This is a genomic window from Deltaproteobacteria bacterium (assembly GCA_016210005.1).
Classification (GTDB): Bacteria; Desulfobacterota; Binatia; order HRBIN30; family JACQVA1; genus JACQVA1.
Map to the genome: position 1 here is coordinate 1 of JACQVA010000191.1, position 22,317 is coordinate 22,317.

Annotated in this window: 24 protein-coding genes; 3 read left to right on the forward strand and 21 right to left on the reverse strand. The window is 65.0% G+C overall.

The window, feature by feature from the left end; genetic code table 11:
• Nucleotides 1–161: 161 nt before the first annotated feature.
• Nucleotides 162–929: an SDR family oxidoreductase gene (locus HY699_18440; GenBank protein ID MBI4517789.1), complete on the reverse strand. Its 768-nt coding sequence runs from the start codon at nt 927–929 to the stop codon at nt 162–164.
• The gene (locus HY699_18445) at nt 926–1,765 is read right to left on the reverse strand and encodes an SDR family NAD(P)-dependent oxidoreductase (protein MBI4517790.1); all 840 of its coding nucleotides are present in this window, start codon (nt 1,763–1,765) and stop codon (nt 926–928) included. The genes HY699_18440 and HY699_18445 overlap by 4 nt, the downstream gene beginning before the upstream one ends.
• A gap of 271 nt (nt 1,766–2,036) precedes the next feature.
• On the opposite strand from HY699_18445, the gene HY699_18450 reads away from it, so the two are divergent.
• The 3 genes from HY699_18450 to HY699_18460 all read left to right on the forward strand — a co-directional run bounded on the left by HY699_18450 (nt 2,037) and on the right by HY699_18460 (nt 6,242).
• The gene (locus HY699_18450; GenBank protein ID MBI4517791.1) at nt 2,037–2,996 is read left to right on the forward strand and encodes a triacylglycerol lipase; all 960 of its coding nucleotides are present in this window, start codon (nt 2,037–2,039) and stop codon (nt 2,994–2,996) included.
• 144 nt (nt 2,997–3,140) lie between these two features.
• Nucleotides 3,141–4,151, forward strand: a complete 1,011-nt coding sequence (locus HY699_18455) for a lipase chaperone (protein MBI4517792.1) — start codon at nt 3,141–3,143, stop codon at nt 4,149–4,151.
• A gap of 285 nt (nt 4,152–4,436) precedes the next feature.
• Nucleotides 4,437–6,242: an amidohydrolase family protein gene (locus HY699_18460; GenBank protein MBI4517793.1), complete on the forward strand. Its 1,806-nt coding sequence runs from the start codon at nt 4,437–4,439 to the stop codon at nt 6,240–6,242.
• Nucleotides 6,243–6,367: 125 nt separating this feature from the next.
• Here HY699_18460 and ilvC read toward each other — a convergent pair whose 3' ends face one another.
• From ilvC to HY699_18555, 19 genes are all read right to left on the reverse strand, one after another.
• Nucleotides 6,368–7,363, reverse strand: a complete 996-nt coding sequence (ilvC, locus tag HY699_18465) for a ketol-acid reductoisomerase (GenBank protein MBI4517794.1) — start codon at nt 7,361–7,363, stop codon at nt 6,368–6,370.
• On the reverse strand, nt 7,360–7,875 hold the full coding sequence (gene ilvN / locus HY699_18470; protein MBI4517795.1) for an acetolactate synthase small subunit: 516 nt from the start codon (nt 7,873–7,875) through the stop codon (nt 7,360–7,362). Before ilvN ends, ilvC begins: the two co-directional genes overlap by 4 nt.
• A gap of 6 nt (nt 7,876–7,881) precedes the next feature.
• On the reverse strand, nt 7,882–8,106 hold the full coding sequence (locus HY699_18475; GenBank protein MBI4517796.1) for a DUF465 domain-containing protein: 225 nt from the start codon (nt 8,104–8,106) through the stop codon (nt 7,882–7,884).
• 94 nt (nt 8,107–8,200) lie between these two features.
• Nucleotides 8,201–8,881, reverse strand: coding sequence for a tRNA (adenosine(37)-N6)-threonylcarbamoyltransferase complex dimerization subunit type 1 TsaB (gene tsaB / locus HY699_18480; protein MBI4517797.1), 681 nt, complete (start codon nt 8,879–8,881; stop codon nt 8,201–8,203).
• 49 nt (nt 8,882–8,930) lie between these two features.
• Nucleotides 8,931–10,004, reverse strand: a complete 1,074-nt coding sequence (gene rseP / locus HY699_18485; protein MBI4517798.1) for an RIP metalloprotease RseP — start codon at nt 10,002–10,004, stop codon at nt 8,931–8,933.
• A gap of 19 nt (nt 10,005–10,023) precedes the next feature.
• Nucleotides 10,024–10,818: a phosphatidate cytidylyltransferase gene (locus tag HY699_18490; protein ID MBI4517799.1), complete on the reverse strand. Its 795-nt coding sequence runs from the start codon at nt 10,816–10,818 to the stop codon at nt 10,024–10,026.
• Nucleotides 10,805–11,548, reverse strand: coding sequence for an isoprenyl transferase (locus HY699_18495; protein MBI4517800.1), 744 nt, complete (start codon nt 11,546–11,548; stop codon nt 10,805–10,807). The genes HY699_18490 and HY699_18495 overlap by 14 nt, the downstream gene beginning before the upstream one ends.
• 28 nt (nt 11,549–11,576) lie before the next feature.
• Nucleotides 11,577–12,134 (reverse strand): ribosome recycling factor, encoded by a 558-nt coding sequence (gene frr, locus HY699_18500; protein MBI4517801.1) that lies wholly within the window; start codon nt 12,132–12,134, stop codon nt 11,577–11,579.
• Complete coding sequence (locus HY699_18505; GenBank protein ID MBI4517802.1) at nt 12,134–12,838, reverse strand: UMP kinase; 705 nt, start codon at nt 12,836–12,838, stop codon at nt 12,134–12,136. The genes frr and HY699_18505 overlap by 1 nt, the downstream gene beginning before the upstream one ends.
• Before the next feature lie 51 nt (nt 12,839–12,889).
• The gene (locus HY699_18510; GenBank protein MBI4517803.1) at nt 12,890–13,753 is read right to left on the reverse strand and encodes an elongation factor Ts; all 864 of its coding nucleotides are present in this window, start codon (nt 13,751–13,753) and stop codon (nt 12,890–12,892) included.
• Nucleotides 13,750–14,529 carry a 30S ribosomal protein S2 gene (gene rpsB / locus HY699_18515; GenBank protein MBI4517804.1) on the reverse strand — a complete coding sequence of 260 codons (780 nt, stop codon included), beginning with the start codon at nt 14,527–14,529 and terminating at the stop codon, nt 13,750–13,752. Before rpsB ends, HY699_18510 begins: the two co-directional genes overlap by 4 nt.
• Nucleotides 14,530–14,605: 76 nt before the next feature.
• Nucleotides 14,606–16,066 (reverse strand): transcription termination factor Rho, encoded by a 1,461-nt coding sequence (gene rho, locus HY699_18520; GenBank protein ID MBI4517805.1) that lies wholly within the window; start codon nt 16,064–16,066, stop codon nt 14,606–14,608.
• A gap of 28 nt (nt 16,067–16,094) precedes the next feature.
• Nucleotides 16,095–17,147 carry an RluA family pseudouridine synthase gene (locus tag HY699_18525; protein MBI4517806.1) on the reverse strand — a complete coding sequence of 351 codons (1,053 nt, stop codon included), beginning with the start codon at nt 17,145–17,147 and terminating at the stop codon, nt 16,095–16,097.
• Between the two features lie 67 nt (nt 17,148–17,214).
• The gene (locus HY699_18530) at nt 17,215–18,141 is read right to left on the reverse strand and encodes a bifunctional riboflavin kinase/FAD synthetase (GenBank protein ID MBI4517807.1); all 927 of its coding nucleotides are present in this window, start codon (nt 18,139–18,141) and stop codon (nt 17,215–17,217) included.
• 44 nt (nt 18,142–18,185) lie between these two features.
• Nucleotides 18,186–19,001: a tol-pal system protein YbgF gene (gene ybgF, locus HY699_18535; GenBank protein MBI4517808.1), complete on the reverse strand. Its 816-nt coding sequence runs from the start codon at nt 18,999–19,001 to the stop codon at nt 18,186–18,188.
• A 1-nt stretch (nt 19,002) separates the two neighbouring features.
• On the reverse strand, nt 19,003–19,524 hold the full coding sequence (gene pal / locus HY699_18540; protein ID MBI4517809.1) for a peptidoglycan-associated lipoprotein Pal: 522 nt from the start codon (nt 19,522–19,524) through the stop codon (nt 19,003–19,005).
• Between the two features lie 34 nt (nt 19,525–19,558).
• Nucleotides 19,559–20,878 (reverse strand): Tol-Pal system beta propeller repeat protein TolB, encoded by a 1,320-nt coding sequence (tolB, locus tag HY699_18545; protein MBI4517810.1) that lies wholly within the window; start codon nt 20,876–20,878, stop codon nt 19,559–19,561.
• Nucleotides 20,879–20,886: 8 nt separating this feature from the next.
• Nucleotides 20,887–21,909, reverse strand: coding sequence for a cell envelope integrity protein TolA (locus HY699_18550; GenBank protein ID MBI4517811.1), 1,023 nt, complete (start codon nt 21,907–21,909; stop codon nt 20,887–20,889).
• Nucleotides 21,906–22,253, reverse strand: a complete 348-nt coding sequence (locus tag HY699_18555; GenBank protein ID MBI4517812.1) for a biopolymer transporter ExbD — start codon at nt 22,251–22,253, stop codon at nt 21,906–21,908. The genes HY699_18550 and HY699_18555 overlap by 4 nt, the downstream gene beginning before the upstream one ends.
• Nucleotides 22,254–22,317 lie beyond the last annotated feature (64 nt).

Below are 22,317 nucleotides of genomic sequence, written 5' to 3' on the forward strand. Positions count from 1 at the left end.
AACCAACCCCGCCGCTTCCACCACCGCCGTCACGCATGTACGTCTACCGCAATCCAACCTCCGTGTCCAGAGGCCACAAGTCGGGCAGGGTCAGATCCGGGAGAAGGAAACCCTCGTGCGATACGCCACCGCAATTCCCAAAATGGCGTACTCCGGCGCTGTCATCTGGTCGAAATGCCGCCGTCAACGGGGATTACCGCCCCGGTGAGGTAGGCGCCGGCACGCGAGGCCAAGAAGATCGCCGCGCCGGCCATGTCCTCGGGCTCGCCGATGCGGCCGAGCGGGCAGGAAGCGACGATGGCGTCGCGAAAGCGGGTGAGCGTCTCTGCCATCATCTTGCTCTCGAACGGCCCCGGCGCGATGGCGTTGACCGTGATGCGCTGCGGCGCCAGCCGCATGGCGAGCACGCGCGTGAGATGATGCACGGCCGCCTTGCTGGCCGAGTAGGCGTAGGTTTCCAGCAGCGGCACCCGCAAGCCGTCGATCGAGCCGATGTTAATGACGCGTGCGGGATCACCCGGCTGCGCCGCCCGTTCCAACAACGGAACCAGGGCGCGGGTGAGATGAAAGACCCCCTTCAGGTTGAGCGCCAGCACCTTGTCCCAGGCCGAGTCGGGAAACTCGGCCAGCGGCGCGCCCCAGTTAGCGCCGGCGTTGTTGACGAGGATGTGCAGCGCCGATTCCCGCGCCGCCAGCTCCTCGGCCAGCCGGTTGGCTTCGGCCTCGGTCGACAAGTCTGCGGGTAGTGACAAGCAGGTACCGTAATGTGACAGCTCGCCGGCAACCTGGTCGCACACCGCTTGCTTGCGCGACGAGATGTACACCTTGGCGCCGTTCTCGACGAAACCGCGCGCGATCATCAGGCCGATGCCGCGCGAACCGCCCGTCACCAGCGCCACTTTGCCGCGAATCGAAAATAGGTCTTTCACCAGTTGCCCTCCTCGAACATGGCGTCGAGCTTGGCGGCCCGCCGCCGTAAGAACTCGCGTTGCTCCGGGTGCGTCACGATGTAGAGGTCGCCGCGATCGATGGCGCGCACCACTCGCCGGCCAACTTCTTCGGGCTGGATGACGCCACCTTTCAGGCCGTCGGCGGGAACCTCAGCCGGCGGGTTGCTCTCGGCGACGGGTGCATCCTGGCCGGGGTTGCGCAGACGTTTTGGGCGCATGCGCATCGAGTTGGCGTTGATGTCGGTCGCCACGATCATCGGGCACAACACGCTGACGCCGATGCCGTGCGGCTTCAGCTCGCGCTGCAATGCTTCGCTCAACCCGACCACGGCGAACTTCGAGGCGCAGTAGATCCCCAGCCATTGCATACCGACCAGCCCGGCCATCGAAGCGGTGTTGACGATGTGACCGCCGGCGCCTTGCTCGATCAACAGCGGCACGAAGGTCTCCACCCCGTGCACCACGCCCCAGAAGTTCACCCCCATGGTGAACTCCCAGTCTTGGTGGGTGGCTTGCCGCACCTCGCCGAAGATGGCGATGCCGGCATTGTTGCAGACGATGTGAACCGCGCCGAAGCGCCGGCGCGCCGCCTCGGCGAGCGCGCCGATACTGGCGAGCTGAGTGACGTCGGTGGCGACACCGAGCACCTGCGCGCCCGCGGCCGTGAGCTCGCCGGTGGCGCGGGCCAGCGCCGCCTCATCGAGGTCGGCGAGCACCAGCTTGGCACCGCGCGCGGCAAACGCGCGCGCCATCGCCATACCGATACCGCCCGCACCGCCGGTGATGACCGCAACCCGGTCACGAAATGCATCCATAAGCCACCTTCTCCGTGTGCCGCTAAGCTGAGCGCGAGATAATCTGCCGCGGCCTCACGCGGCACGCAATGACCTCGGCGCCGAGTAGCACGGTGCGCCCGTGAGCCGCAAACGCTCGCGCGCGCACCCCGCAAGTGCTGTGCACAAGATCATCGACAGTGAAAAATTTTCGCCACTGCGTTTTTTTCTTGCCAGCTTCTCGCGCGCTGTGGTAAACGCGCGTCCGAACGTGGCAGCAGGTGATCAACCAACAACGAGCAAGGGGGATTCTATGCGGACAGGGTTGAGGGCGTCGGCGGTTGCGCTGGCGCTGCTGGGGATGATTGCCATGGCGGCGCGGCCGGCGGGGGCGCTGTGCTGGTACTGGTGGGACGGGTGCTCGTACACCAAGACCAACTACCCGATCGTGTTGGCGCACGGCATGGCCGGCTTCGACGAGCTGTTTGGGGTCTACGAGTACTGGTACAACATTCCGTGGGCATTGCAGGACGGCGGCGCGAAGGTCTACGTCACGCAAGTCAGTCAGTTCAACCAGACCGAGCAACGCGGCGAGCAGTTGCTGGCCCAGGTCAAGCAGATCATCGCGGTCAGCGGCAAAGCCAAGGTACACTTGATCGGCCACAGCCACGGCGGGCTCGACGTGCGCTACGTCGCCGCGGTGCGCCCGGACCTGGTGGCCTCCGTCACCAGCGTCGGTAGCCCGCACAAGGGCGCCGACTTGGCCAACTACTTGCGCAGCCATGTCTCGGGCGGGTCGTTCACTGAAGACGTGCTGGCCTACTTCGCCAACTCGCTCGGCACCGTGCTCGGGTTGCTCTCCGGCAGCAGCAATCCGCAGGACGCCGTGGCCGCGCTCGACTCGCTGACGAGCACGGGTCTGGCAGCGTTCAACGCCAAGTATCCGCGCGGCGTACCGACCACTGCTTGCGGCAGCGGCGCCGCCAGCGTCGGTGGTGTGCGCTACTACTCGTGGTCGGGTACGGGCATACTGACCAACGCGCTCGATGTCTCCGACCCGGCCTTGGGGCTGTCTTCGTTCTTCTACAGCGAGGCCAACGACGGGCTGGTCGGCCGTTGCAGCTCGCACCTGGGCACCGTGCTGCGCGACAACTACTTTATGAATCACCTCGATGAGGTGAACCAGGTGCTCGGGCTGACTTCAGCCTTTGAAAGCGATCCCAAGACGGTCTTCCGCGCTCACGCCAATCGGCTGAAGAACGCGGGGCTCTAGAAAAAGGGGGGTGCCGGAGCCGCGCCTTGCGCGCGACTCCGGCACGAGAGCCGCCCCGGTACAGTTCATTACCGCGGTATCAGCAGGCACCCAGGCATTACCGCGATGTCACGGCTCCGGCGCCAGCTTGTAGCCTTAATTGCGATGGCGGCCGCCATCGCTTTGATGCTCGCTGGTGCCCGGCTGCTACGATCTACCAACCAGCGCTCGTCACAACTTGTCAGGTCCGAGAGCGCCTCGGCACGCCCGGCGCATATGGCGCGCCGGCCGCTGGCAGCCGCGCGCTCGGCGCCGTTGCGTGAGCGCCCCACGCCGGAGCCTGAGCAGCCCCCGGCGCAGCTGCCGGCTTCGCTGCAAGGAACCGAGGTCGACGGCTGGCTCGGCGTGGATGAGAACGGGCATCTGGTCGTCACGCCGGGCCTGCGCTGGTTCTTCGATTACTTCTTGAGCGCCAGCGGTGAGGAGTCGCCGGCTCGCCTGCGTAGCCGGCTCGTCACCGAAATCGAAAAGCGACTGCCGCCAAGCGGGGCGGGCGAGGCGGTGGCGCTGCTCGATCGTTATCTCTCGTACCGCGAGCAGGTGCGGGCGCTGGCGCAAGCGGGTGCAGCCGAGGAGCTGGAGCAACGCCTCGACGAGTTACATCGGATTCGCGTGGACACCTTCGGCGAGGCGGATGCCACGGCCCTGTTCGGCGAGGAGGAAACCGTCCAGCGACTCGACGTGCAGCGGCGCCGGGTGCTGGCGGACACCACGCTGGCGCCGGCGGAGCGCGAGCGCCAGCTAGCCGAGCTCGAGCAACAACTGCCCGAGCCGATTAGCAGCGGGCGGCGCGAAGCACTGGCGGTGCTGGCGCTCGGCCGCGAAGAGCAGCAACTGCGCGAGGCGGGAGCGTCAGCCGACGAAGTTCGGGCACTGCGCGAGCAGCATTTCGGACGCGACGCCGCCGAGCGACTGGACGCGCTCGATCGCGAAGAAGCCGAGTGGCGGCGCCGGCTGGATGACTACCGTACCGAGAAACATCGCCTCGATACCGATGCCACGCTGACGGCCGCAGCGCGGGAGCAAGCGCTGGCGGCCCTGCGCGCCGAGCATTTCAGCGCCGAAGAGCAGTTGCGGGTGGAAGCACTCGATCGGATGGAGGCCGTAAGCCCGTAAGCCGAAAGGCCCACAATCCGCCCGCAGATCCCGCTCGATGAACTAGCCGAGCGGTCAGCAGACAGAGAACATATCCGTCGAGCCACCGCGGCGTGACCTTCGTCAAGTTGACGCATGACCGAATCCAGGCGGGGCTGCCTGTCGCGCCGTGCTAGAGGTAGTCAATGGATGAGGTCCGGCATCGTGCCGGCTCTTCGTGCTCGGGTATTCGGAGGGAATATGAGGCAAAGATGGCCTGTCCGACTACTTGTGATGCCGGCGCTCGTTGCAACTCAGTTGCTGCTGATGTCTGCAGGCGGGTGGCGACGCCCCACGGTGCAGGCGCAGCCCTCCGAGGAGGCCGACCTGGTCCTGCTGAACGGCAAGATCATCACCGTCGACGCCACCGACTCCATCGCGCAGGCAGTCGCCGTCAAGGACGGTCTGATCTCCAAGGTGGGGTCGAACTTGCAGGTGCGGGCGCTGGCTGGGCGCGGGACCAAGCTCATGTTCCTCAATGGCAAGACGGTTACGCCGGGGTTGATCGACGCGCACAACCACCTCGCCGTCTATGGTCAGGTGGAGCACGATTTCGTCAACCTGCGCCCACCGGTAGACTCGATCGCCGAGATTGTGGCGCTCATCGCCGAGCGCGTCGGCCAGGTGCAACCGGGCGAATGGGTCATTGGCGACGGCTTCTTCACCTTGACCGATGGGCGCGTCCCCACCCGTTGGGACATCGACCCGGTGTCACCCAACAATCCGGTCTTCCTCAACAGCATCGGCGGCCACTTCGCCACGGCTAACAGTCAAGCCCTGGCCATTGCCGGCATCGATGCCGATACGCCGAACCCGGTTGGTGGCATCATCGAGAAGCACCCGGAAACGGGCCAGCCCACCGGGCGGCTGTGGAACCATCCGGCGATGGATCTGGTGCGGGCGTATTTCCCGCCGCTCACGGTCGAGGGCCTGGTAGCCGCCATCAAGTTCGCCCAGGACCGATTTGTCGCGGAGGGGATCACCACCTTCGAGGACGTGAACACCCGCGGCTTGGTGCGCTTGCAGGCCTATGAACAGGCGGAGGACGAGCTGAAGCTGCGCGGCTACTTGCTGTTCACCATCGAGCGGGCACAGGATGCGGCCATCGCGATCCAGCAAACGCATGTGTTCGCGCGCCCGATGCTGGCATACGGCGGCAGCAAGTTCCTACTCGACGGGCAGGCACCGACCTCGTACACCTACGAGCCACATCCCGGACCTTCGTACGACCTGCCCACCTGGGATCCCGACACGCTGAAGGCCGTGGTAAAGCGTCTCCACCAGGCCGGGCATCAGATTGCCTTTCACGTCATGGGCGACCGCGCCATCGACCTGGCGCTCGACGCGATCGAAGAGGCGCTCATTGAAACCCCGCGCGCCGATCACCGGCACCGCCTCGAACATGCCGCCATCCCCACCGCCGCGGCAATCGAACGCATCAAGAGACTGGGGGTAGTGGTGTCAACGCAGCCCCATGTCCTCTACGAAAGCGGCGAGTCATTGGTCAGCACCTGGGGGCCCGAGCGCGCGGAGCGGCTCATGCCGCTGCGGAGCTTCTTGGACCAAGGCATAGGGCTCGCGCTCGGGTCGGACTTTCCCACCGTGCCGGAACTGTCGCCGCAGCTGACGCTGTGGGCAGCGGTGACGCGCCAGATCAAGAGCGGTGCGGTGCTGACGCCGAATGAGCGGATCACGATCCGCGAAGCGTTGCGCGCCCACACCATGGGATCGGCTTACGCGGCATTTGAAGACAACCTCAAGGGCTCGATTGAGGAGGGCAAGTTCGCGGATTTCGACGTGTGGTCGGGGGATCTGTACTCGGTCGCGGCAGATCAGATCCGCAATCTGAAGACCGTCGCCACGATCATCGGCGGCAAGATCGTGTACCTGGCCGGTGATGTGAGCGGGGACGGTGTGGTGCGTACCGACGATCTGGTCCAGCTGTTGCGCTTCCTGTTGCAGCTCGATGAGCCGTCGGAGGCCCAGCAGATCGCCGCCGACGTCAACGCGGACAACGTGCTCGACATGGCCGACGTGCCCACCATGATCGCGGCCATGTTTGGGGCAGTCTGATGCCAACACGACCGCGTGGCTTCCGGCCGGGTGCGAGCCGCGGGATCAGGGCTCACGGCGCGCAGATGAGCGTAATTGTATCGTAGCGGGGTTGGCGGGCGCGGCTCCACCCGAAAGACGGCGGCCTACCGGCCAGGAGCGAGCCAGGGGATCAGGGCGCGGACCTTGGCCCCGGCCTTCTCGATCGGGTGATTCTCGGCTTCCCGGCGCAGCTCCTTGAAGTGTGGCATGCCGCAGCGGTACTCGGTGATCCATTCATCGGCGAACTTGCCGCTTTGGATGTCGGCCAGGATCTGCTTCATCGCCTGGCGCGCCTGCGGGCCGATGACCTGCTTGCCCCGGGTCATGTCTCCGTACTCGGCGGTGTTGCTGATCAAGGAGTGCATGCCAGCGATGCCGCGCTCGTAAATGAGATCGGCGATGAGCTTGACCTCGTGCACACACTCGAAGTACGCCATTTCGGGCGCGTAGCCGGCGGCCGTCAGAGTTTCGAAGCCGGCGCGAATCAGCTCGGTCAGCCCGCCGCAGAGCACGGATTGCTCGCCGAAGAGATCGGTCTCCGTCTCTTCCTTGAAGCTGGTTTCGATCACTGCGGCGCGGGTAGCGCCGATGCCCTTGGCGTAGGCCAGGGCGACTTGCTTGGTGTCGCGTGAGGGGTCCCGGTGCAGCGCGAGCAGGCAAGGAACGCCGCGGCCTTTCTGGAATTCGCTGCGGACCTGATGCCCCGGTCCTTTTGGGGCCACCATGAAGACGTTGACGCCGGCCGGCGGCACGATCTGCCCGAAGCGGATGTTGAAGCCATGGGCGAAGGCCAGGTACTTGCCGTCGCGCAGGCCAGGGGCGATGTCGCGCTGGTAGATCTCGCCGCCTTGCTCGTCCGGCAGCAGCACCATGATCACGTCGGCCGCCTGCGCCGCAGCGGCCGTTTCCATCACCGGCAGCCCGGCCGCAGCTGCTTTCGCCCACGAGCCGCCGTCGCGCCGCAGCCCGACGACCACGTCAAGATTGCTGTCGCGCAGGTTGTTGGCGTGGGCGTGGCCTTGGCTGCCGTATCCGATAACCGCGATCTTCTTGCCGTGGAGGAACTGAAGATCGGCGTCGCTGTCGGAATAAACGTTCAGGCCGCCTTCTCCTTGTCCTCACTTTCAGTGAGGAGCTGCACGCCCCGGTGCATGGCGACCTTGCCGGTGCGGGCGATCTCCTTGATGCCGATCGGACGCAGCAACTCGATGATGGCGTTGATCTTCTCCTCGTCACCGGTGAGCTCGACGATGTAGCCCTGGGGGCCGACGTCGATCACCTTGGCGCGGAAGATGTCGACGATATTCATCACCTCGGCCCGGGTCTTTTCACTGGCGCTAACCTTGATCAGGGCCAACTCGCGCTCGACGTGCTTGGTTTCGAGGAAGTCGATGACCTTGATGACGCTGATCTGCTTGTTGAGTTGTTTGGTGATTTGTTCGAGCACCTTATCGTCGCCGCGTGTCACCAGCGTCAGCCGCGACACGGTGGGGTCGAGCGTTTCGGCGACTGTCAGGCTCTCGATGTTGAACCCGCGCCCGCTGAACAACCCGGCGATGCGGGAGAGGACGCCGAATTCGTTCTCGACCAAAACAGAGATGGTGTGGCGCATGGGGGCTCAGTGAGAACGGTGTTTGTTGAGGATCTCGGCGATATGGTCCTTACCTGCTAGTTTGAGTTTCTGCAGCCGCTTCTTCTCCACCTCTTCTTCGGGGGTGAGGTAGTGTTTGTGCTGATAGGTGGCGAGCTGCTTTTCGAGCGCGAGGTGTTCCTCGTAGTAACGGCGCAGCTCGGCGTCCGTTTCCAGCAGGCTGCGAATCAATTCTTCCTCGTGTTTCTCCATGTCTCATCTCCGGCGGCAGGTGGCCGGAACCTAGCGCGCGCTCCCGTTGCTGTCAATGCAACTGATTCGGCGTAACTCCCGGCATTTTCGTGGCTTAACCAGCCTTGCGCTCGGCCTCCGAGGGCCGTGCGTAGTGCGGCTCCAGACTCGCCAATGCATCATCGACGCCGGCGCTGAGCCGCTCCCAGCCCATCTGCGCCACCACCGCGCCGGCCGGAGGGGCTTGGTCCAATGACATAAGCGTGGCCCCGTCGCCGAACAGCTCGCGCAAGCGATCGCCGAACGGCTCGACGCCATCGCCGATGAAAGTGCACGGCGAGGTGATGATCCGCGGCAGCTGTTGCGGAGTGACAACCTGTGCCGGCACGCACTCGACGAGCCCACCGTTGCGCCAATAAAAGGCGGCGGCGTAGAGTTCGCCTTTACGCGCATCGAGGATGCTGCACACGGTGCCGTCACGCGGCCCCGCGGCGCGTGCCAGCGCCGCCAATGTCGGGACCGCTACAATTCGGGCACGGTTGGCGTAGGCCAGCCCCTTGGCCGTGCCGAGGCCGATGCGCAGCCCGGTGAACGAACCCGGACCGGCTGAGACTGCTACGGCCCCGACATCACTCATCGTGATGCCAGCAGCAGACAAAACCTCCGCGATCAGCGGGATGAGCGTCGGCGCGTGACTGCTTTCGGTGCGCCGGGTGCGCTCGGCGACGGCCTCGGCGTCGCGAGCAATACCAACACTCGCTGTCCAAGTGGCCGTATCAATTCCGAGTAGCCACACCGCCGAACTCGCAAGCGCCGTAGCTTACGCAGTGCCGGACTTCACCGCTTCAGCCTTGCAGCACGCGGGTGAGGTCGTTGTAGAAAGCAAACAGCATGAGGGCAATCAGCACGAACAGGCCCACCTGTTGCGCCAGCTCACGGTAGCGCAGCTCAATCGGCCGGCCCAGCAGCGCCTCGATGGCGAAGAAGAACAAGTGTCCGCCGTCGAGCACCGGAATCGGTAACAGGTTCAGTACCCCTAGGTTGATGCTGATCACGGCCGTGAACATCAGCAGAAACTCGATTCCCATCGACGCCTGACGGCCGGCTTGGCGGACGATCTCGATCGGCCCGCCGATCTCGCGGGTCGGAATCTTGCCGGCGACCATCTTGGCGAGGCCGACCAGGATGGTGCCGGTCCAGACCACGGTCTGCTCCCCGGCCATTCCGATGGCTTCGAGCGTGCCGACATTGCTCACGTCGACGCCCGGCTCGATACCGATGAGATAGACCTGGCCTTCGAGTTCCTCGCCGAACATCGTCCGGTTGGGGACCTCTTTGGGTGTGACTGTGATCTGGCGTTGCTCGCCGGCGCGAGCGATGGTCAGCGTCAGCGTGCGCCCGCCGCTTTGACGAATGGCCTGCGAGAGTTCCTCCCAGGTGGTCACGTTGCGCTCGCCGACCGCGCGCACCACATCGCCAACCTCCAGCCCGGCTTGGACGGCCGGCATGTTGGGCGAGAGGCCGCCGATCTTGGCCTGGTTGCTCGGCGTGCGTACGCCGAAGGCGACGAAAGTGACGCAGAAGATGACGAAGGCAAAGAAGAGGTTGGTGGCCGGCCCGGCGAAGACGATGGCGAAGCGGCGACTCACCGGCTTGTGCGAGAACGACACCAGCTTCCTGGCTTCGTCCAATTCCTCGTCCGAGTCCTCGCCCTCCATCTTGACGTAGCCACCGAGCGGAATCGCGCTGAGTTGGTAGTCGGTGTCGCCGCGGCGCCAACCGAACAACCGCGGGCCGAACCCGATGGAAAAGCGCAGCACTCGCACTCCAACGCGCTTGGCGACCAGGAAGTGACCGAGTTCATGGACCAGGATGAGAAAACCCAAAACGATTACAGCGGGCAAAAGGCTGGCGAGCATTGCAACTCCTCAGTCCCCTCTAACGATACAGGTTGACGTAATAGTATAGCAGCGCCACCGGGAACACCAGGCTGTCGATGCGATCGAGCACCCCACCGTGTCCGGGGAAGAGCCAGCCCGACTCCTTGGTGGTGAAGGTCCGCTTCATCATCGACTCGCACAGGTCACCCACCTGTCCCAGTACACCGGCGGCCACGGCGATCACCAGGGCCTCGGCCCAACTCAACTCGGGCAGCACAACCAGCTTGGCCATGCCTCCGCCGAGGGCGTTGCCGGCCAGAATGCCGAGTGCGCCCTCAACGGTCTTTCCGGGGCTCACCCGCGGCATCAGCTTGTGCCGGCCAGCGGCGCGCCCGACGAAGTAACCGCTGCTGTCGCCGGCCATCGCGACCGCGAGCAGGAAGATGACCCAGTACGGCCCCTGCGGCTCACGCCAGAGCCAGATGAAGTAGGGCAACAGCACGCCGACGTAGGCCGCTCCGAGAAAAGTGAACCCGAGGTCAGCCAGGCCTTTCTCGAAATCGGGGCGGGCCAGCAGGGTCCAGCTCAGGCCCACCACCAACGCGATGACCATCGCCATGGCCACCCACTCGGGGCTGGCGGACGCCATCGCGCCGACGAACATCCAACCCATTGCGATGCCGAACACTCGATTGCCAAGTTGGGCGGGGAAGGCCATGGCGAAGTACTCGACCACGCCGAAGGCGGCAATCCCGCCCACCACCGCGGCGAACAGCCACGGCGGAGCGTAGAGAATGACCACGATCAGCAGCGGGATGACGACGCCGGCAGTCGCAAGCCTAGCGCGCAGCACGCAGCCGTTCCCTTTGCTCGCCGGACTGGGCCACGCGCCCAAAGCGGCGCTCGCGCTGCTGGTACTCGGCCAGCGCCTGGCAGAACTCCCGCTCGCGGAAGTCCGGCCACAGCGTCTCGGTGATGTAAATCTCGCTGTAAGCGATCTGCCACAGGTAGAAGTTGGAGACCCGCATCTCGCCGCTGGTCCGAATCAGCAGATCGGGGTCGGGAATACCTACCGTACTGAGATGCTCACTGATCATGGTTTCATCAATCCGGTCGGGCTCGAGCCGCCCGGCGGCGCACTCGTGCGCCAGAGCTTGCGCCGCCTGCACGATGTCGGCGCGGGCGCCGTAACTGACGGCAAGGATGACGGTCATGCCGCGGTTGTTCTTGGTGGCTTCGATATCCTCGGACAGGTAGCGTTGCACGGCGGCGGGCAGGCGGGACCTGTCGCCGATCGCAATCAGGCGGATGTCGCGCTCTATCATCTTCTTGAGTTCGGTGCGCAGGTAACGCCGCAGCAACCCCATCAGGGCGCTGACCTCGCTGCGAGGCCGCTGCCAGTTCTCGGTGGAGAAGGCGTACAGACTGAGGTACTCGATACCGAGGTCGCGGGCCGCTTCGACCACGGCGCGCACCGAGTCCTTGCCGCACTTGTGCCCTTCGACGCGACTGAGGCCACGCTGCTGCGCCCAGCGCCCGTTACCGTCCATGATGATCGCGACGTGGCGGGGCAGACGCGCCATATCCAACTCGGGGCGCTCGATCACGGGTTCAGACCTCCAGGATCTCGGCTTCCTTGGTCTTCAACGCCTTGTCGACACGTTCGATGTAGTCGGTGGTGATCTGCTGCACCCTCTCCTGCGCGCGGCGCAGATCGTCCTCGGTGATTTCCTTGTCCTTTTCGAGCACCTTGAGCATGTCGATGGCGTCGCGGCGGTGATTGCGCATCGAGACGCGGAACTCTTCGGTCACTTTGTGGATGTGTTTGACCAGCTCCTTGCGACGCTCGGCGGTCAGTTCGGGTATGGGGATGCGGATGATCTTGCCGTCGTTGAGCGGGTTGAGGCCGAGATCGGACTGTTGGATGGCGCGCTCGATCTCGTGCAGGGCTCCCTTGTCATAGGGCTGGAGCACCAGCAGCCGCGCCTCCGGCACGTTGATGCCGGCGAGCTGGTTGAGCGGGGTCTTCGTGCCGTAGTACTCGACCATGATGCCGTCGAGCAGAGAGGCCGCTGCCCGCCCGGTGCGGGTGCGCCCGAACTCGCGCCGCAGCGAGCCGAGCGTGTGCTCCATTTCCTTGCGTAGTTCTTCGATAATATCTTCAATCATCACCGCACAATGGTGCCGACCGCCTCGCCGGCCACCACCCTCTTGATGTTGCCGCGGGTTGAGAGGTTGAACACCACGATCGGCAGTTGGCTTTCCTTGCACAGGGAGAAGGCCGTGGCGTCCATGACCTTGAGTTCTTTGCTGAGACACTCCAGGTAGGTCAACTCGGTGAAGCGTTTGGCCTCGGGGTGCGTGCGCGGATCGGCGTCATAGATGGCGTCGACGTTGGTGGCCTTGAGCATCACCTCGGCTCCGATTTCCGCGGCCCGCAAGCTGGCGGCGGTATCGGTGGTGAAGAAGGGGTTGCCGGTGCCGCCTGCAAAGATGACGACACGGCCCTTCTCCAAGTGGCGCGTGGCGCGGCGACGGATGTAGGGTTCGGCGACCTGCTGCATTTCGATCGCCGACATCACCCGCGTCTGGACCGCGCGGCGCTCGAGCGCGTCTTGTAGTGCCAGGGCGTTGAAGATGGTGGCCAGCATGCCCATGTAATCGGCGGTGGCCCGGTCCATGCCGCGGCTGGTACCGGCCACGCCGCGGAAGATGTTGCCGCCGCCGATGACGATGGCGATCTCGGCCCCGAGGGCGCGAACCTCTTCGAGCTCGGCAGCAATGTCTGCCAGCACCCCCGTATCTATGCCGAACTCTTGCTGGCCGAGCAGGGCCTCACCGCTCAGTTTGAGCAGCACGCGCCGGTAGCGCAGAGCGCCGGCCGGCGGCGTAGCGGCAATTCGGCCAGGCGCGGCAGCCACGGATTACGCCGCCTGCTCGGCCTGCTCCCCGAGCTGGAAGCGCGCGAAGCGCTGAACCGTCAGCGAGCCGCCCACCCGCTTGACCACCTCGGCAAGCCAGGCACTGACCGCACGGTCGGGGTCTTTGATGAACGGCTGCTCGAGTAGGCACACGTCCTTGAAGAACTTCTCGAGTTTGCCGGCCACCATCTTGTCGATCACCGGCTCGGGTTTGCCGGAGCCGGCGGCTTGTGCCCGGTAGATGGCGCGCTCGCTGTCGAGCACCTCGGCCGTCACTTGCTCGCGGCGTACGTAGCGCGGATTGGCGGCGGCCACTTGCATGGCAAGGTCACGAATCAGCATCGGACCGTCCGGGGCCGTGGTGATGGCGCCCTGGCCGGTCACTTCAATCAGCACTCCGATCTTGCCGCCGGCGTGGATATACGAGCCGATGATGCCGCTGGCGCCGGCGCTCGCGGCCGGGGCGAAGCGAACCGCACGACGCACGACGATGTTCTCGCCGGTCTTGGCGATCGCCGCGGTGATCAACTCGCCCAAGTCGGCCTCCGGCCCCTGGGCCAGCACCCGCGCGGCCACCTGCTGAGCTAGCCCCTGAAACTCGGGCGTGCGGCCGACGAAATCGGTCTCGCAGTTCACTTCCACCATCGCACCGGCGGCATTGTCGGCGGCCGCCGCCGTTACCACCACTCCTTCACTAGCGACCCGGGTGGCGCGCTTGGCCGCCGCCGCCAGCCCTTTCTCGCGCAGGGACACAATTGCCTTTTCCAAGTCGCCGCCGGTGTCGGCCAGCGCGCGCTTGCAATCCATCATTCCGGCCCCGGTCTTCTCGCGTAGCTCGCGCACCAGGGCAGCGCTGACTTCGCTCACTGCACCATTCCCCCTTCGCTGGCGGCAGCCGCCGCCTCGTGCGCGGCGCTCTCGGCCGGCGCCTCGACGCTCTGCGCCTTGGCGCGCTCCTCGGCCAGCGCACGGCCTTCGAGTACGGCATCGGCGATCGCGGCACAGAACAGCCGAATCGCTCGGATGGCGTCGTCGTTGCCGGGAATCTTGTAGTCGATGATGTCCGGATCACAGTTCGTGTCCACCACCGACACCACCGGAACATGCAGCTTGTTGGCTTCCTTCACCGCGATCTCTTCCTTCGAGGGGTCGATGACGAAGAGAGTGTCGGGCAGCTTGCGCATGTTCTTGATCCCGCCTAGGGCGATCAGGAGCTTGTCGCGCTCGCGGGCGACGTTGAGCAGTTCCTTCTTGGTCAGGGCCTCGGCCATCTCCGGACTCTCGAGCGTCTCTTCGAGTTTCTTGAGCCGGTCGATGCTCTGCTTGATGGTCTGGAAATTGGTCAGCGTGCCGCCCAGCCAACGGGTGTTGACGTAGAACATGCCGCAGCGTTCGGCCTCTTCCTTGATCGCGTCCTGTGCCTGTTTCTTGGTGCCGACGAAGAGGACGTTGCCGCCTTGCGCCGCCAGGTCGCGGACGAAGTTGCAAGCGTTTTCGAACAGCTTCACCGTCTGCTGCAAGTCGATGATGTAGATGCCGTTGCGGGCGCCGAAGATGTAGGGTTTCATCTTCGGGTTCCAGCGGCTCGTCTGGTGGCCGAAGTGAACGCCGGCCTCCAGGAGCTGCTTCATGCTGACTTCCATAAATGGTCTCCTCTCCAAGGTCCGAGCCAGTCAGATAACAGAAAGGGAATTCGACAGGCAACCGGGGGCCCGGTCCTCACTGGTTCATCGAGTCGAGGAACTCCGAGTTGGTCTTGGAGTCCTCGATCTTGTCGATGATGAATTCCATGGCCTCGACCGGGTTGAGCTGCGCCAAGAGCTTGCGCAGAATCCAGACGCGGCTGAGGGTTTGTTGGCCGAGCAGCAGCTCTTCTTTGCGCGTGCCCGAGCGGTTGATGTCGATGGCGGGAAAGATGCGCTTGTCGACCAGGCGGCGATCGAGGTGGATTTCCATGTTGCCGGTGGCCTTGAACTCCTCGAAGATCACCTCGTCCATGCGGCTGCCGGTGTCGATCAGGGCCGTACCCATGATGGTCAGGCTGCCGCCGTCCTCGATGTTGCGGGCGGCGCCCAGGAACTTCTTGGGTTTGTGCAGGGCGTTGGAATCGACGCCGCCCGAGAGGATCTTCCCGCTCGGTGGCACCACGGTGTTGTAGGCCCGTGCCAACCGGGTGATGCTATCGAGCAGGATGACGACGTCGCGGCCGTGCTCGACCAGCCGTTTGGCCTTCTCGATGACCATCTCTGCGACCTGGACGTGGCGGGTGGCCGGTTCATCGAAGGTGGAGCTGATGACCTCCCCCTTGACCGACCGTTGCATGTCGGTGACTTCCTCCGGCCGTTCGTCGATCAGCAGCACGATCAGCACCACCTCCTTGTGGTTTTGCGTGATGCCGTGGGCGATGTGCTGCAGCATCATGGTCTTGCCCGTGCGCGGCGGCGCGACGATCAGACCGCGCGTGCCCTTGCCGATCGGGGTAAAAAGATCGATCAAGCGGCTGGTGAACTCCTTGGGGCTATGTTCGAGTTTGAGCTGTTCGTTGGGGTAGAGCGGCGTGAGGTTGTCGAAGAGGATCTTTTCGCGTGCCTTCTCCGGCTCCTCGTAGTTGATGGCCTCGACCTTGAGCAGCGCAAAGTAGCGCTCGCCCTCCTTCGGCGGCCGGATCTGGCCGGACACGACATCGCCCGTGCGCAGGTTGAAGCGGCGAATCTGGCTCGGGGAGATGTAGATGTCGTCGGGCCCCGGCAGGTAGTTGTAATCCGGGGCGCGTAGGAAGCCGAAGCCATCGGGCAAGATTTCGAGCACGCCCTCGCCGTAAACGTATCCGCTCTGTTCGGTTTGCGCTCCCAGGATGGCGAAGATCAGCTCCTGCTTGCGCATGTTGGCGGCGCCTTCAACATTGAAGTTCTTTGCGATCTGCGCCAGCTCGTTGATCTTCTTTTCCTTCAGTTCCTTGAGGTTGAGCGCGTTCTCGCGCGACGGTGGCGGGGCGCTCTCTTCCTCCGGGGTGACGATTTCGGGTGGAGGAGTAACCTGCACCGCGGGCTGCGAGCGCTGCGGCTGACCGCCATCGCCGCCGTGCTGGTGGCCGTGCGCCGAGTCGCCCCCGCGACGGCGGCGCTCCGGACGTGCTCCCCCGCCCTGCGCTCTTTGTCTTCCGACGGCTTCGTCGGCCATAAGTATGTTCCTCTCTTCTCCCAAAATCTCAGTTTGGAGATGCGCGGCGTGATATACGGGCTATGCCGAGGCGGGCGTCGTGCTCGGTGCCACTGAGCCTTGGCGCGTGTTGAGTCGCAACGGTACTGAAACCCCCCCGGCAAGTCAAGGGAGTGACACCCAAATGGTCAAGCAATTGCCGCAAGTCGTCGGGGAGAGGCGCCGAAATGCTCAGCACCTCGCCCGTCTGCGGATGGCGAAAGCTGACCGCCGCGGCGTGTAACGCTTGACGCTGCACGGGTATCCCCTCGGTTCGCCGGCCGCCGCCTCCATAAGTGGTGTCGCCGACTATGGGGTGGCCGATCGCTGCCAGGTGGACCCGGATCTGATGAGTGCGCCCGGTCTCTGGCCGTACGCGGAGCAGACTCGCCAGGCGACTCTGGCCGATGACTTCGTAGCCAGTAACCGCGGCCCGGCCGCTGGCGCGCACGCTCATGCGCTGGCGCTGCACAGGGTGGCGTCCGATCGGCCGCCTGATCTGACCCTGTTGTTGCCGTAATCTTCCCCACACCAAGGCGAGGTACTCCTTGTGCACCTCGCGCGACCGAAACAGCTCGGCCATGGCCGCGAGGGTGACGGCGTCTTTCGCGATCACCAGCGCCCCGGAGGTGTTCTTGTCCAACCGGTGGACGATGCCAGGGCGCAAGGGGTCGAGGTCGGCTGGTCGCCCCTGCCAGCGGTGCAGCAGTGCGCTCACCACGGTGCCCTGCCAGTTTCCGGGTGCCGGATGAACGACGAGGCCGGCCGGTTTGTTGATGACGAGCAGCCAATCGTCTTCGTACAGCACGTCGAGGGCGATGGCCTCGGGCTCCACGCCAACCGGTATCGGCGGCGGCGGCGCAGCCTGCACCGCCACACGTTGGCCGCAGCGCAGCAAGGCGCCTGGCTTTGCTGTCTTCCCATCTACGCGCACCCAGCCTTCGGTGATCAGCCGCTGCACTTGCGAACGGCTGCCCCAGGTTCCGAGCGCGGTGAGAAAGCGATCGAGCCGCTGGCGTGCGTTGGCGCGCTCGATGGTGGTGCAGAAAGCGGCAGCGGTCATTTCATGTACGCATCTCGCCTATGGTGAGCCGCAAGGTCGCATCGGCGCAGGCCGGTTCGTCACTAGGCTACGCTTGTGCCAGAGCGGCGCGCGCCGCGGCCACATCGCGCTCGATCTGCGCCGCCAGCGCTTGCGGGGTAGGAAACTTCTGCTCGCCGCGCAAGCGCCGGACGAAAGCCACTTCGAGCCGTTGGCGATACAAGCTCTCCTCGAAATCAAATATGTGGGCCTCGATGCTGCGGGTACGGTCTTCGAAGGTGGGGTTGAAGCCGATGTTAGCGATGCCGGCAAACCACTGGCCGCGGTGGCGTACGCGCACCGCGTATACCCCGTCGGGCGGCACCATGGCGTAGCGCACCCGCAAGTTGGCGGTCGGAAAGCCGATGCTGCGCCCACGGTGATGCCCGTGGATCACACGGCCGGCGATCGTGTGCGGCCGGCCGAGTAGCTGCTGCGCCAACTCCAGGTGTCCGGTGCGGATTGCCCGGCGCACTGCGCTGCTGCTCACCAGATGGTCGCCGGCCAGGATCGGCTCGACGATCTCGACCCCCACATCCAGCTCCGCGCCCAGCCGCCGCAACACCTCGGCATTGCCGGCCCGCGCGTGACCGAAGCTGACCCGGTGGCCGACCACTATCCGCTGCGCCCCCAGCCGGCCGCATACCAGGCGGCGGACGAAGTCTTCCGCGGTGATGTTGGAGAAGCGCTGGTTGAAGCGCTGCGCAATAATCACGTCCACACCGCACGCCGCGATCAGTTCGATTCGTTGGCGCAGGCTCATGATCAGCGCGGTCGCGTGCGTGGGGGCGAGGACGGCCGAGGGGTGCGGCCAAAAGGTAATGGCGATGGTTTGACCGCCTTGCTCACGGGCGGTGGCCACCGCCCGCCGCAGGATCACCTGATGCCCGCAGTGAACTCCGTCGAAGTTCCCCAGCGTCACCACGGGAGCGACAAAGCGCCGCTCCACGTGCTCGAGATGCCGCAGCACGAGCATAAATTGAGAGCAACCGATACCGCCGCGGCCGTCTGCCGCCGCCGTCAATCACTCAGGGCTTGCAGCTTCTGCCGGCCGCGCTCGGCTTCCTCCGACTTCGGATGATCGCTGACCAACTTCTGCAACACCAGCTTGGCCTCGATCTTCTGACCCATATCCTCGAAGGCAGACGCCAGCGTCAGCAGCGCACTCGGTAGCTTGTCGCCCTTGGGGTAGCGCAACAGCACGTCGTTCAGTTCCAGGATGGCCTTGTTGTAGTTGCGCTGGCGATAGTAGCACTCACCGACCCAATATTGCGCGTTGTCGGCCAAGTCCGACTTGGCGTTCTTCTTCAAGAAGGCGCGGAATTTCGGCGTCGCCTGATCGCATTGGCCGGCCCGCACCAAGGCGATGCCGTCGCGGTAGTCGTCATCCACTTTGGCGCCCTCGAACGCGGCTTCTTCCTTTGCCAGCGCGGCGTCGGCCAGGGTTGCGGGTTTGGTGGGCTCCGGTGTCGGTTGCACCGCCGCTGCATCGGGCTGCTCGCCAGCCACTGGCGGCGGTGCCACCAATGATCCCGGCTGCCCCTGTGCCGCCAGCTTCGCCTCCAATTCCGCAATCCGGCGCTCCAGCTCTTCGGTGGGCTTGCTGCCGCCGCGAGCAGCCCCGCGACCACCGCCACGGTTCGACTCCTCGAGCTGGCTCTTGAGCGCATCGAGCTTACGGCGCAACCCATCTACCGCGACCTGGGTGTCAGCCAGCAGTGCACGAACCTCGCGCTGGTCCTTCTGGACCTTCAGCAGGTCGGCGCGCGTGGCGAAACAACCGCTGGCAACGACCGCGAGTAGCCCGAGGGCGAGGGAGTGGAAGGCGCGGCGCACGTTACTCGGCCAAGACGACGAAATGCACGCGCCGGTTACGCTCCCAACACGCATCGTCATGATCGCGGCAAATCGGCAACTCTTCCCCGTAACTGATCGTGGTGAGGCGATCGCTGCTGACACCGAGAGTGGCGAGGTAGTCCTTCGCCGCACGGGCGCGTTTGGCACCGAGGGCAAGGTTGTATTCAACCGTGCCGCGTTCGTCACAATGGCCTTCGATCTCGACCTTCGCTTTGGCATTGTCTTTGAGCCAATCGTGATTCTCGCGGAGCGCCTGACGCGCGGCTTCGTCCAGTTCGAAGGAGTCGAAGGCAAATTGGATGTCCTTCAGCGGGCCTTCGGCCCCGGGAGCCAGACCGGCGCCGTGCCGCTCCAAGCTGCCGGCACCCGCCAGCCCTTCTTCGCTGCCAAGCCCGGCGATGCCGCCTTCGCCCTCGCCAACTTTCTTCTTGCTGGGACAGCCCACTCCGACCAGAGCGAGCACCAGTCCAACTGCAACCAATGGAATCAGTCGCTGACCCATCACAAACCCCCTTCGCTCGACGTCTTTGCGAGCGTCATTCCAACCAACGCGACCAGCTTGCGCTAGTATCATCTCCACCCCCACGCGTCAACGGAACTTGGCTGGTGCCGTTTTGATCCGTCACGTAGAGCAACGACGCGCCGCCGCGCGTCGAGCTGAAGACCAGGTAGCGCCCATCGGGCGCCCAGCTGGGATCTTCGTTGTTGCCTTCGCCGTTGGTGATCTGCTTGGTGCCGCTGCCGTCGGTCTTGACCGTGAAGATGTTGAAGCGGCCGCTGCGGCCGACGTACGCGATGCGATCGCCCTTGGGCGACCACGCCGGCGAGGTGTTGTAGTTGCCTTCGTGGCTGATGCGCGTGACGCCGCTGCCGTCGGCATGCATGACGTAGATATGCGGGGTACCGGAGCGGTTGGAGCAAAACGCCAGGCGTTGGCCGTCGGGCGACCACGACGGCGATACGTCGATTGCCCAGTGCTCGGTCAACCGCCGGATCAGCCGGCCCTCACGGTCGAGCAGAAAGATGTCGGAGTTGCCTTGATCTTCCAGCGCCACCGCTAAGCGCGAGCCGTCGGGCGACCACTTGCCGCCGAGGTTGAGCCCTTTTTCGGCCGACAGGCGCACCTCGCGTACGCCGATGAGGTCGAGCAAGTAGAGGTCCGGGTTTCCTTTCTTGTAGGAGGTGTAGAGCAACGAGCGCGCATCAGGGCTCCACGAGGGCGAAAGATCGATGGTCTTGCCGCTGGTGACCTGCAGCAAGTCGCCGCCGTCGGGGCTCATCACGTAGATGTTCTTGAACCGCCCGCCGCGGGTGGAGACGAAGGCGATGCGGGAATCGAACGGGCCGCGCTCGTTGGTAAAGACCTCCATGATCTCGTCGGCAAAGCGGTTGGCGATCCGGCGAATCTGGGGGGGCGAATAACGATAGCGGCGGCCGGCCAGCTGGCGCTGCTGGAAGACGTCGAACAGGCGCACTTCGACGGTCAGCTCGTCGCCGGAGATTTGCAGGCTGCCCTTAACCAAGGCCAGCGCGCCGATTACCGACCAGTTGGCGAAGTTGATCTGCTCGGCGGTTATGCCTGAGGTCTCGGGCTGCTCGATGTATGCCTGCCGATCGATGATGCGGAACAGCCCGGCCAACTCCAGGTCGCGTGAAAGGATATCGGCGAATTCGCCGGCGAGCTTGGCCCCGGCGCCGTTTTGCGACAGGTCTTTGAGCGGCGAAATTGCGATCGGGTAGCTGTGCGAGCCCGGGCCGGTCACGGACAGCTTGGTCTGCGCCTGGGCCGCCAGCGGCGCGAGCGCGCCGATGCCGACCAGGACCGTTGCCACTAACCAACCTCGCGTCTGCGTCATCCCATCCCTCACAGCTGCATCGCGGGCGTAAAGGAAATCTCTACGTCCGAGAACTCCTTGCGGTAGGCTCCCGGCGGCGGCGGCAGGGGATTAACCGCCCGTACTGCGCGCAACACCGATTCGTCGTAGCTGGCATTGCCGCTGGCGCGGGTGATGCGCACGTCGGAGACCTCGCCCTCGTCGCCGATGCGGAAGCGAACGATCGCCTCAAGCTCGCGTTCGGCGCCTGCCCAGGCCCAGGCTTCCTTGAGCCGCGCCTCCAACTGGCCGCGGTAAATGATGTACTCGACGCCCATGGCAATGCCGGCCCCGGGCCCAACCCCAGGTCCGACCGAGATCGGACCGCCGGGTTTCTCCCCGGCCTTGCCCGTGCCGGCGCTGGCGGTTGCGCCCTCGTTCTTGACGCGCTCGACGGCCTTGGCGATGCGTTCGTTCAGCTCGCGCGCCGCTAACTCTTCCTTGGTCGGCGTCGGCGGACCCGCCGGCTTCTTGGGCGCAGTTGGCGCCGCGGCAACGGGTGCCGCTTTCGCCTGCGGCTTCGGCTTAACCTCCGCCGGCTTCGCCGCTTCCGCCGGCTTTGCCACCTCGGCTTTCGCCTGCACCACCGGCGTCGGCGTGGGCTGTGCAGGCTGCGGTGGGGTAGCCGCGGCCACGGCAACGGCCTTCTCCTCCACTTTCGGCTCCGGCTTCTTCGGTTCCGGCTTGGCTTCCGGCTGGGGCGGCGGCGGAGCTGACTTCACCTCTTCCACCTTCGGCGGTGGCGGTGGGGGCGCAGGCTTGGGCTCGACCTTGGGCGGGGCTTGCATCTTGCCTTTGCCGCCCGCGACCAGGTTGGTACCCGCCAGCTGATCGGAGCTGACTAGATCGACCGTGTACGCCGTGATCGTGCGCGGGCGCAGCGTGAAACGGGGCGACAACGTCATCACCAACACCAGCACGCCGGCGTGCGCCAGCGCAGACAGCAGCACCATCCAGGACAGACCACGATCCCACTCGGCATGGTGCAGGATTACCGGATGCTCAGGGTTCACTTGGACTCGGTGGGTGGTTCGGTCACCATCCCCAAGCGCTCCACCCCAGCGCCTTTGATGGTCGCGATCACGTGTGCCACCGCGCCGTAGCGCACGTTCTGGTCGGCGCGCAGAAACACCTGCCGATCCGGGCGTTCTTTCAAAATCGCCTGCAGCTTCGTGCCCAGGTCGGCTTCCTTGATGGCGGTGTCGTTCAAATAGACCTGGCCCTTGGGATCGACCGCGACGACCAGCTGTTGCTCCTCCCCGGCCAGGGCGGCGGCGCGCACTTTGGGAAGATTGACGGCCACGCCTTGTTGCAAGATCGGCGCCGTCACCATGAAGATCACCAGCAGTACCAGCATCACGTCGACCAACGGCGTGACGTTGATCTGCGAGATGCTGCTGCCGCCGCGTTCGTCAAATCCC

Coding starts and splice junctions, on each gene's coding strand:
- HY699_18460 (MBI4517793.1), top strand. CDS start 4,437: ATGTCTGCAGGCGGGTGGCGACGCCCCACGGTGCAGGCGCAGCCCTCC.
- HY699_18455 (MBI4517792.1), top strand. CDS start 3,141: ATGGCGGCCGCCATCGCTTTGATGCTCGCTGGTGCCCGGCTGCTACGA.
- HY699_18475 (MBI4517796.1), bottom strand. CDS start 8,106: ATGGAGAAACACGAGGAAGAATTGATTCGCAGCCTGCTGGAAACGGAC.
- frr (MBI4517801.1), bottom strand. CDS start 12,134: ATGATTGAAGATATTATCGAAGAACTACGCAAGGAAATGGAGCACACG.
- HY699_18530 (MBI4517807.1), bottom strand. CDS start 18,141: ATGCTCGTGCTGCGGCATCTCGAGCACGTGGAGCGGCGCTTTGTCGCT.
- HY699_18445 (MBI4517790.1), bottom strand. CDS start 1,765: ATGGATGCATTTCGTGACCGGGTTGCGGTCATCACCGGCGGTGCGGGC.
- HY699_18555 (MBI4517812.1), bottom strand. CDS start 22,253: ATGCTGGTACTGCTGGTGATCTTCATGGTGACGGCGCCGATCTTGCAA.
- rho (MBI4517805.1), bottom strand. CDS start 16,066: ATGGCCGACGAAGCCGTCGGAAGACAAAGAGCGCAGGGCGGGGGAGCA.
- tolB (MBI4517810.1), bottom strand. CDS start 20,878: ATGACGCAGACGCGAGGTTGGTTAGTGGCAACGGTCCTGGTCGGCATC.
- HY699_18450 (MBI4517791.1), top strand. CDS start 2,037: ATGCGGACAGGGTTGAGGGCGTCGGCGGTTGCGCTGGCGCTGCTGGGG.
- HY699_18495 (MBI4517800.1), bottom strand. CDS start 11,548: ATGGCGCGTCTGCCCCGCCACGTCGCGATCATCATGGACGGTAACGGG.
- rseP (MBI4517798.1), bottom strand. CDS start 10,004: ATGCTCGCCAGCCTTTTGCCCGCTGTAATCGTTTTGGGTTTTCTCATC.
- ilvN (MBI4517795.1), bottom strand. CDS start 7,875: ATGCGCCACACCATCTCTGTTTTGGTCGAGAACGAATTCGGCGTCCTC.
- rpsB (MBI4517804.1), bottom strand. CDS start 14,529: ATGGAAGTCAGCATGAAGCAGCTCCTGGAGGCCGGCGTTCACTTCGGC.
- HY699_18525 (MBI4517806.1), bottom strand. CDS start 17,147: ATGACCGCTGCCGCTTTCTGCACCACCATCGAGCGCGCCAACGCACGC.
- pal (MBI4517809.1), bottom strand. CDS start 19,524: ATGGGTCAGCGACTGATTCCATTGGTTGCAGTTGGACTGGTGCTCGCT.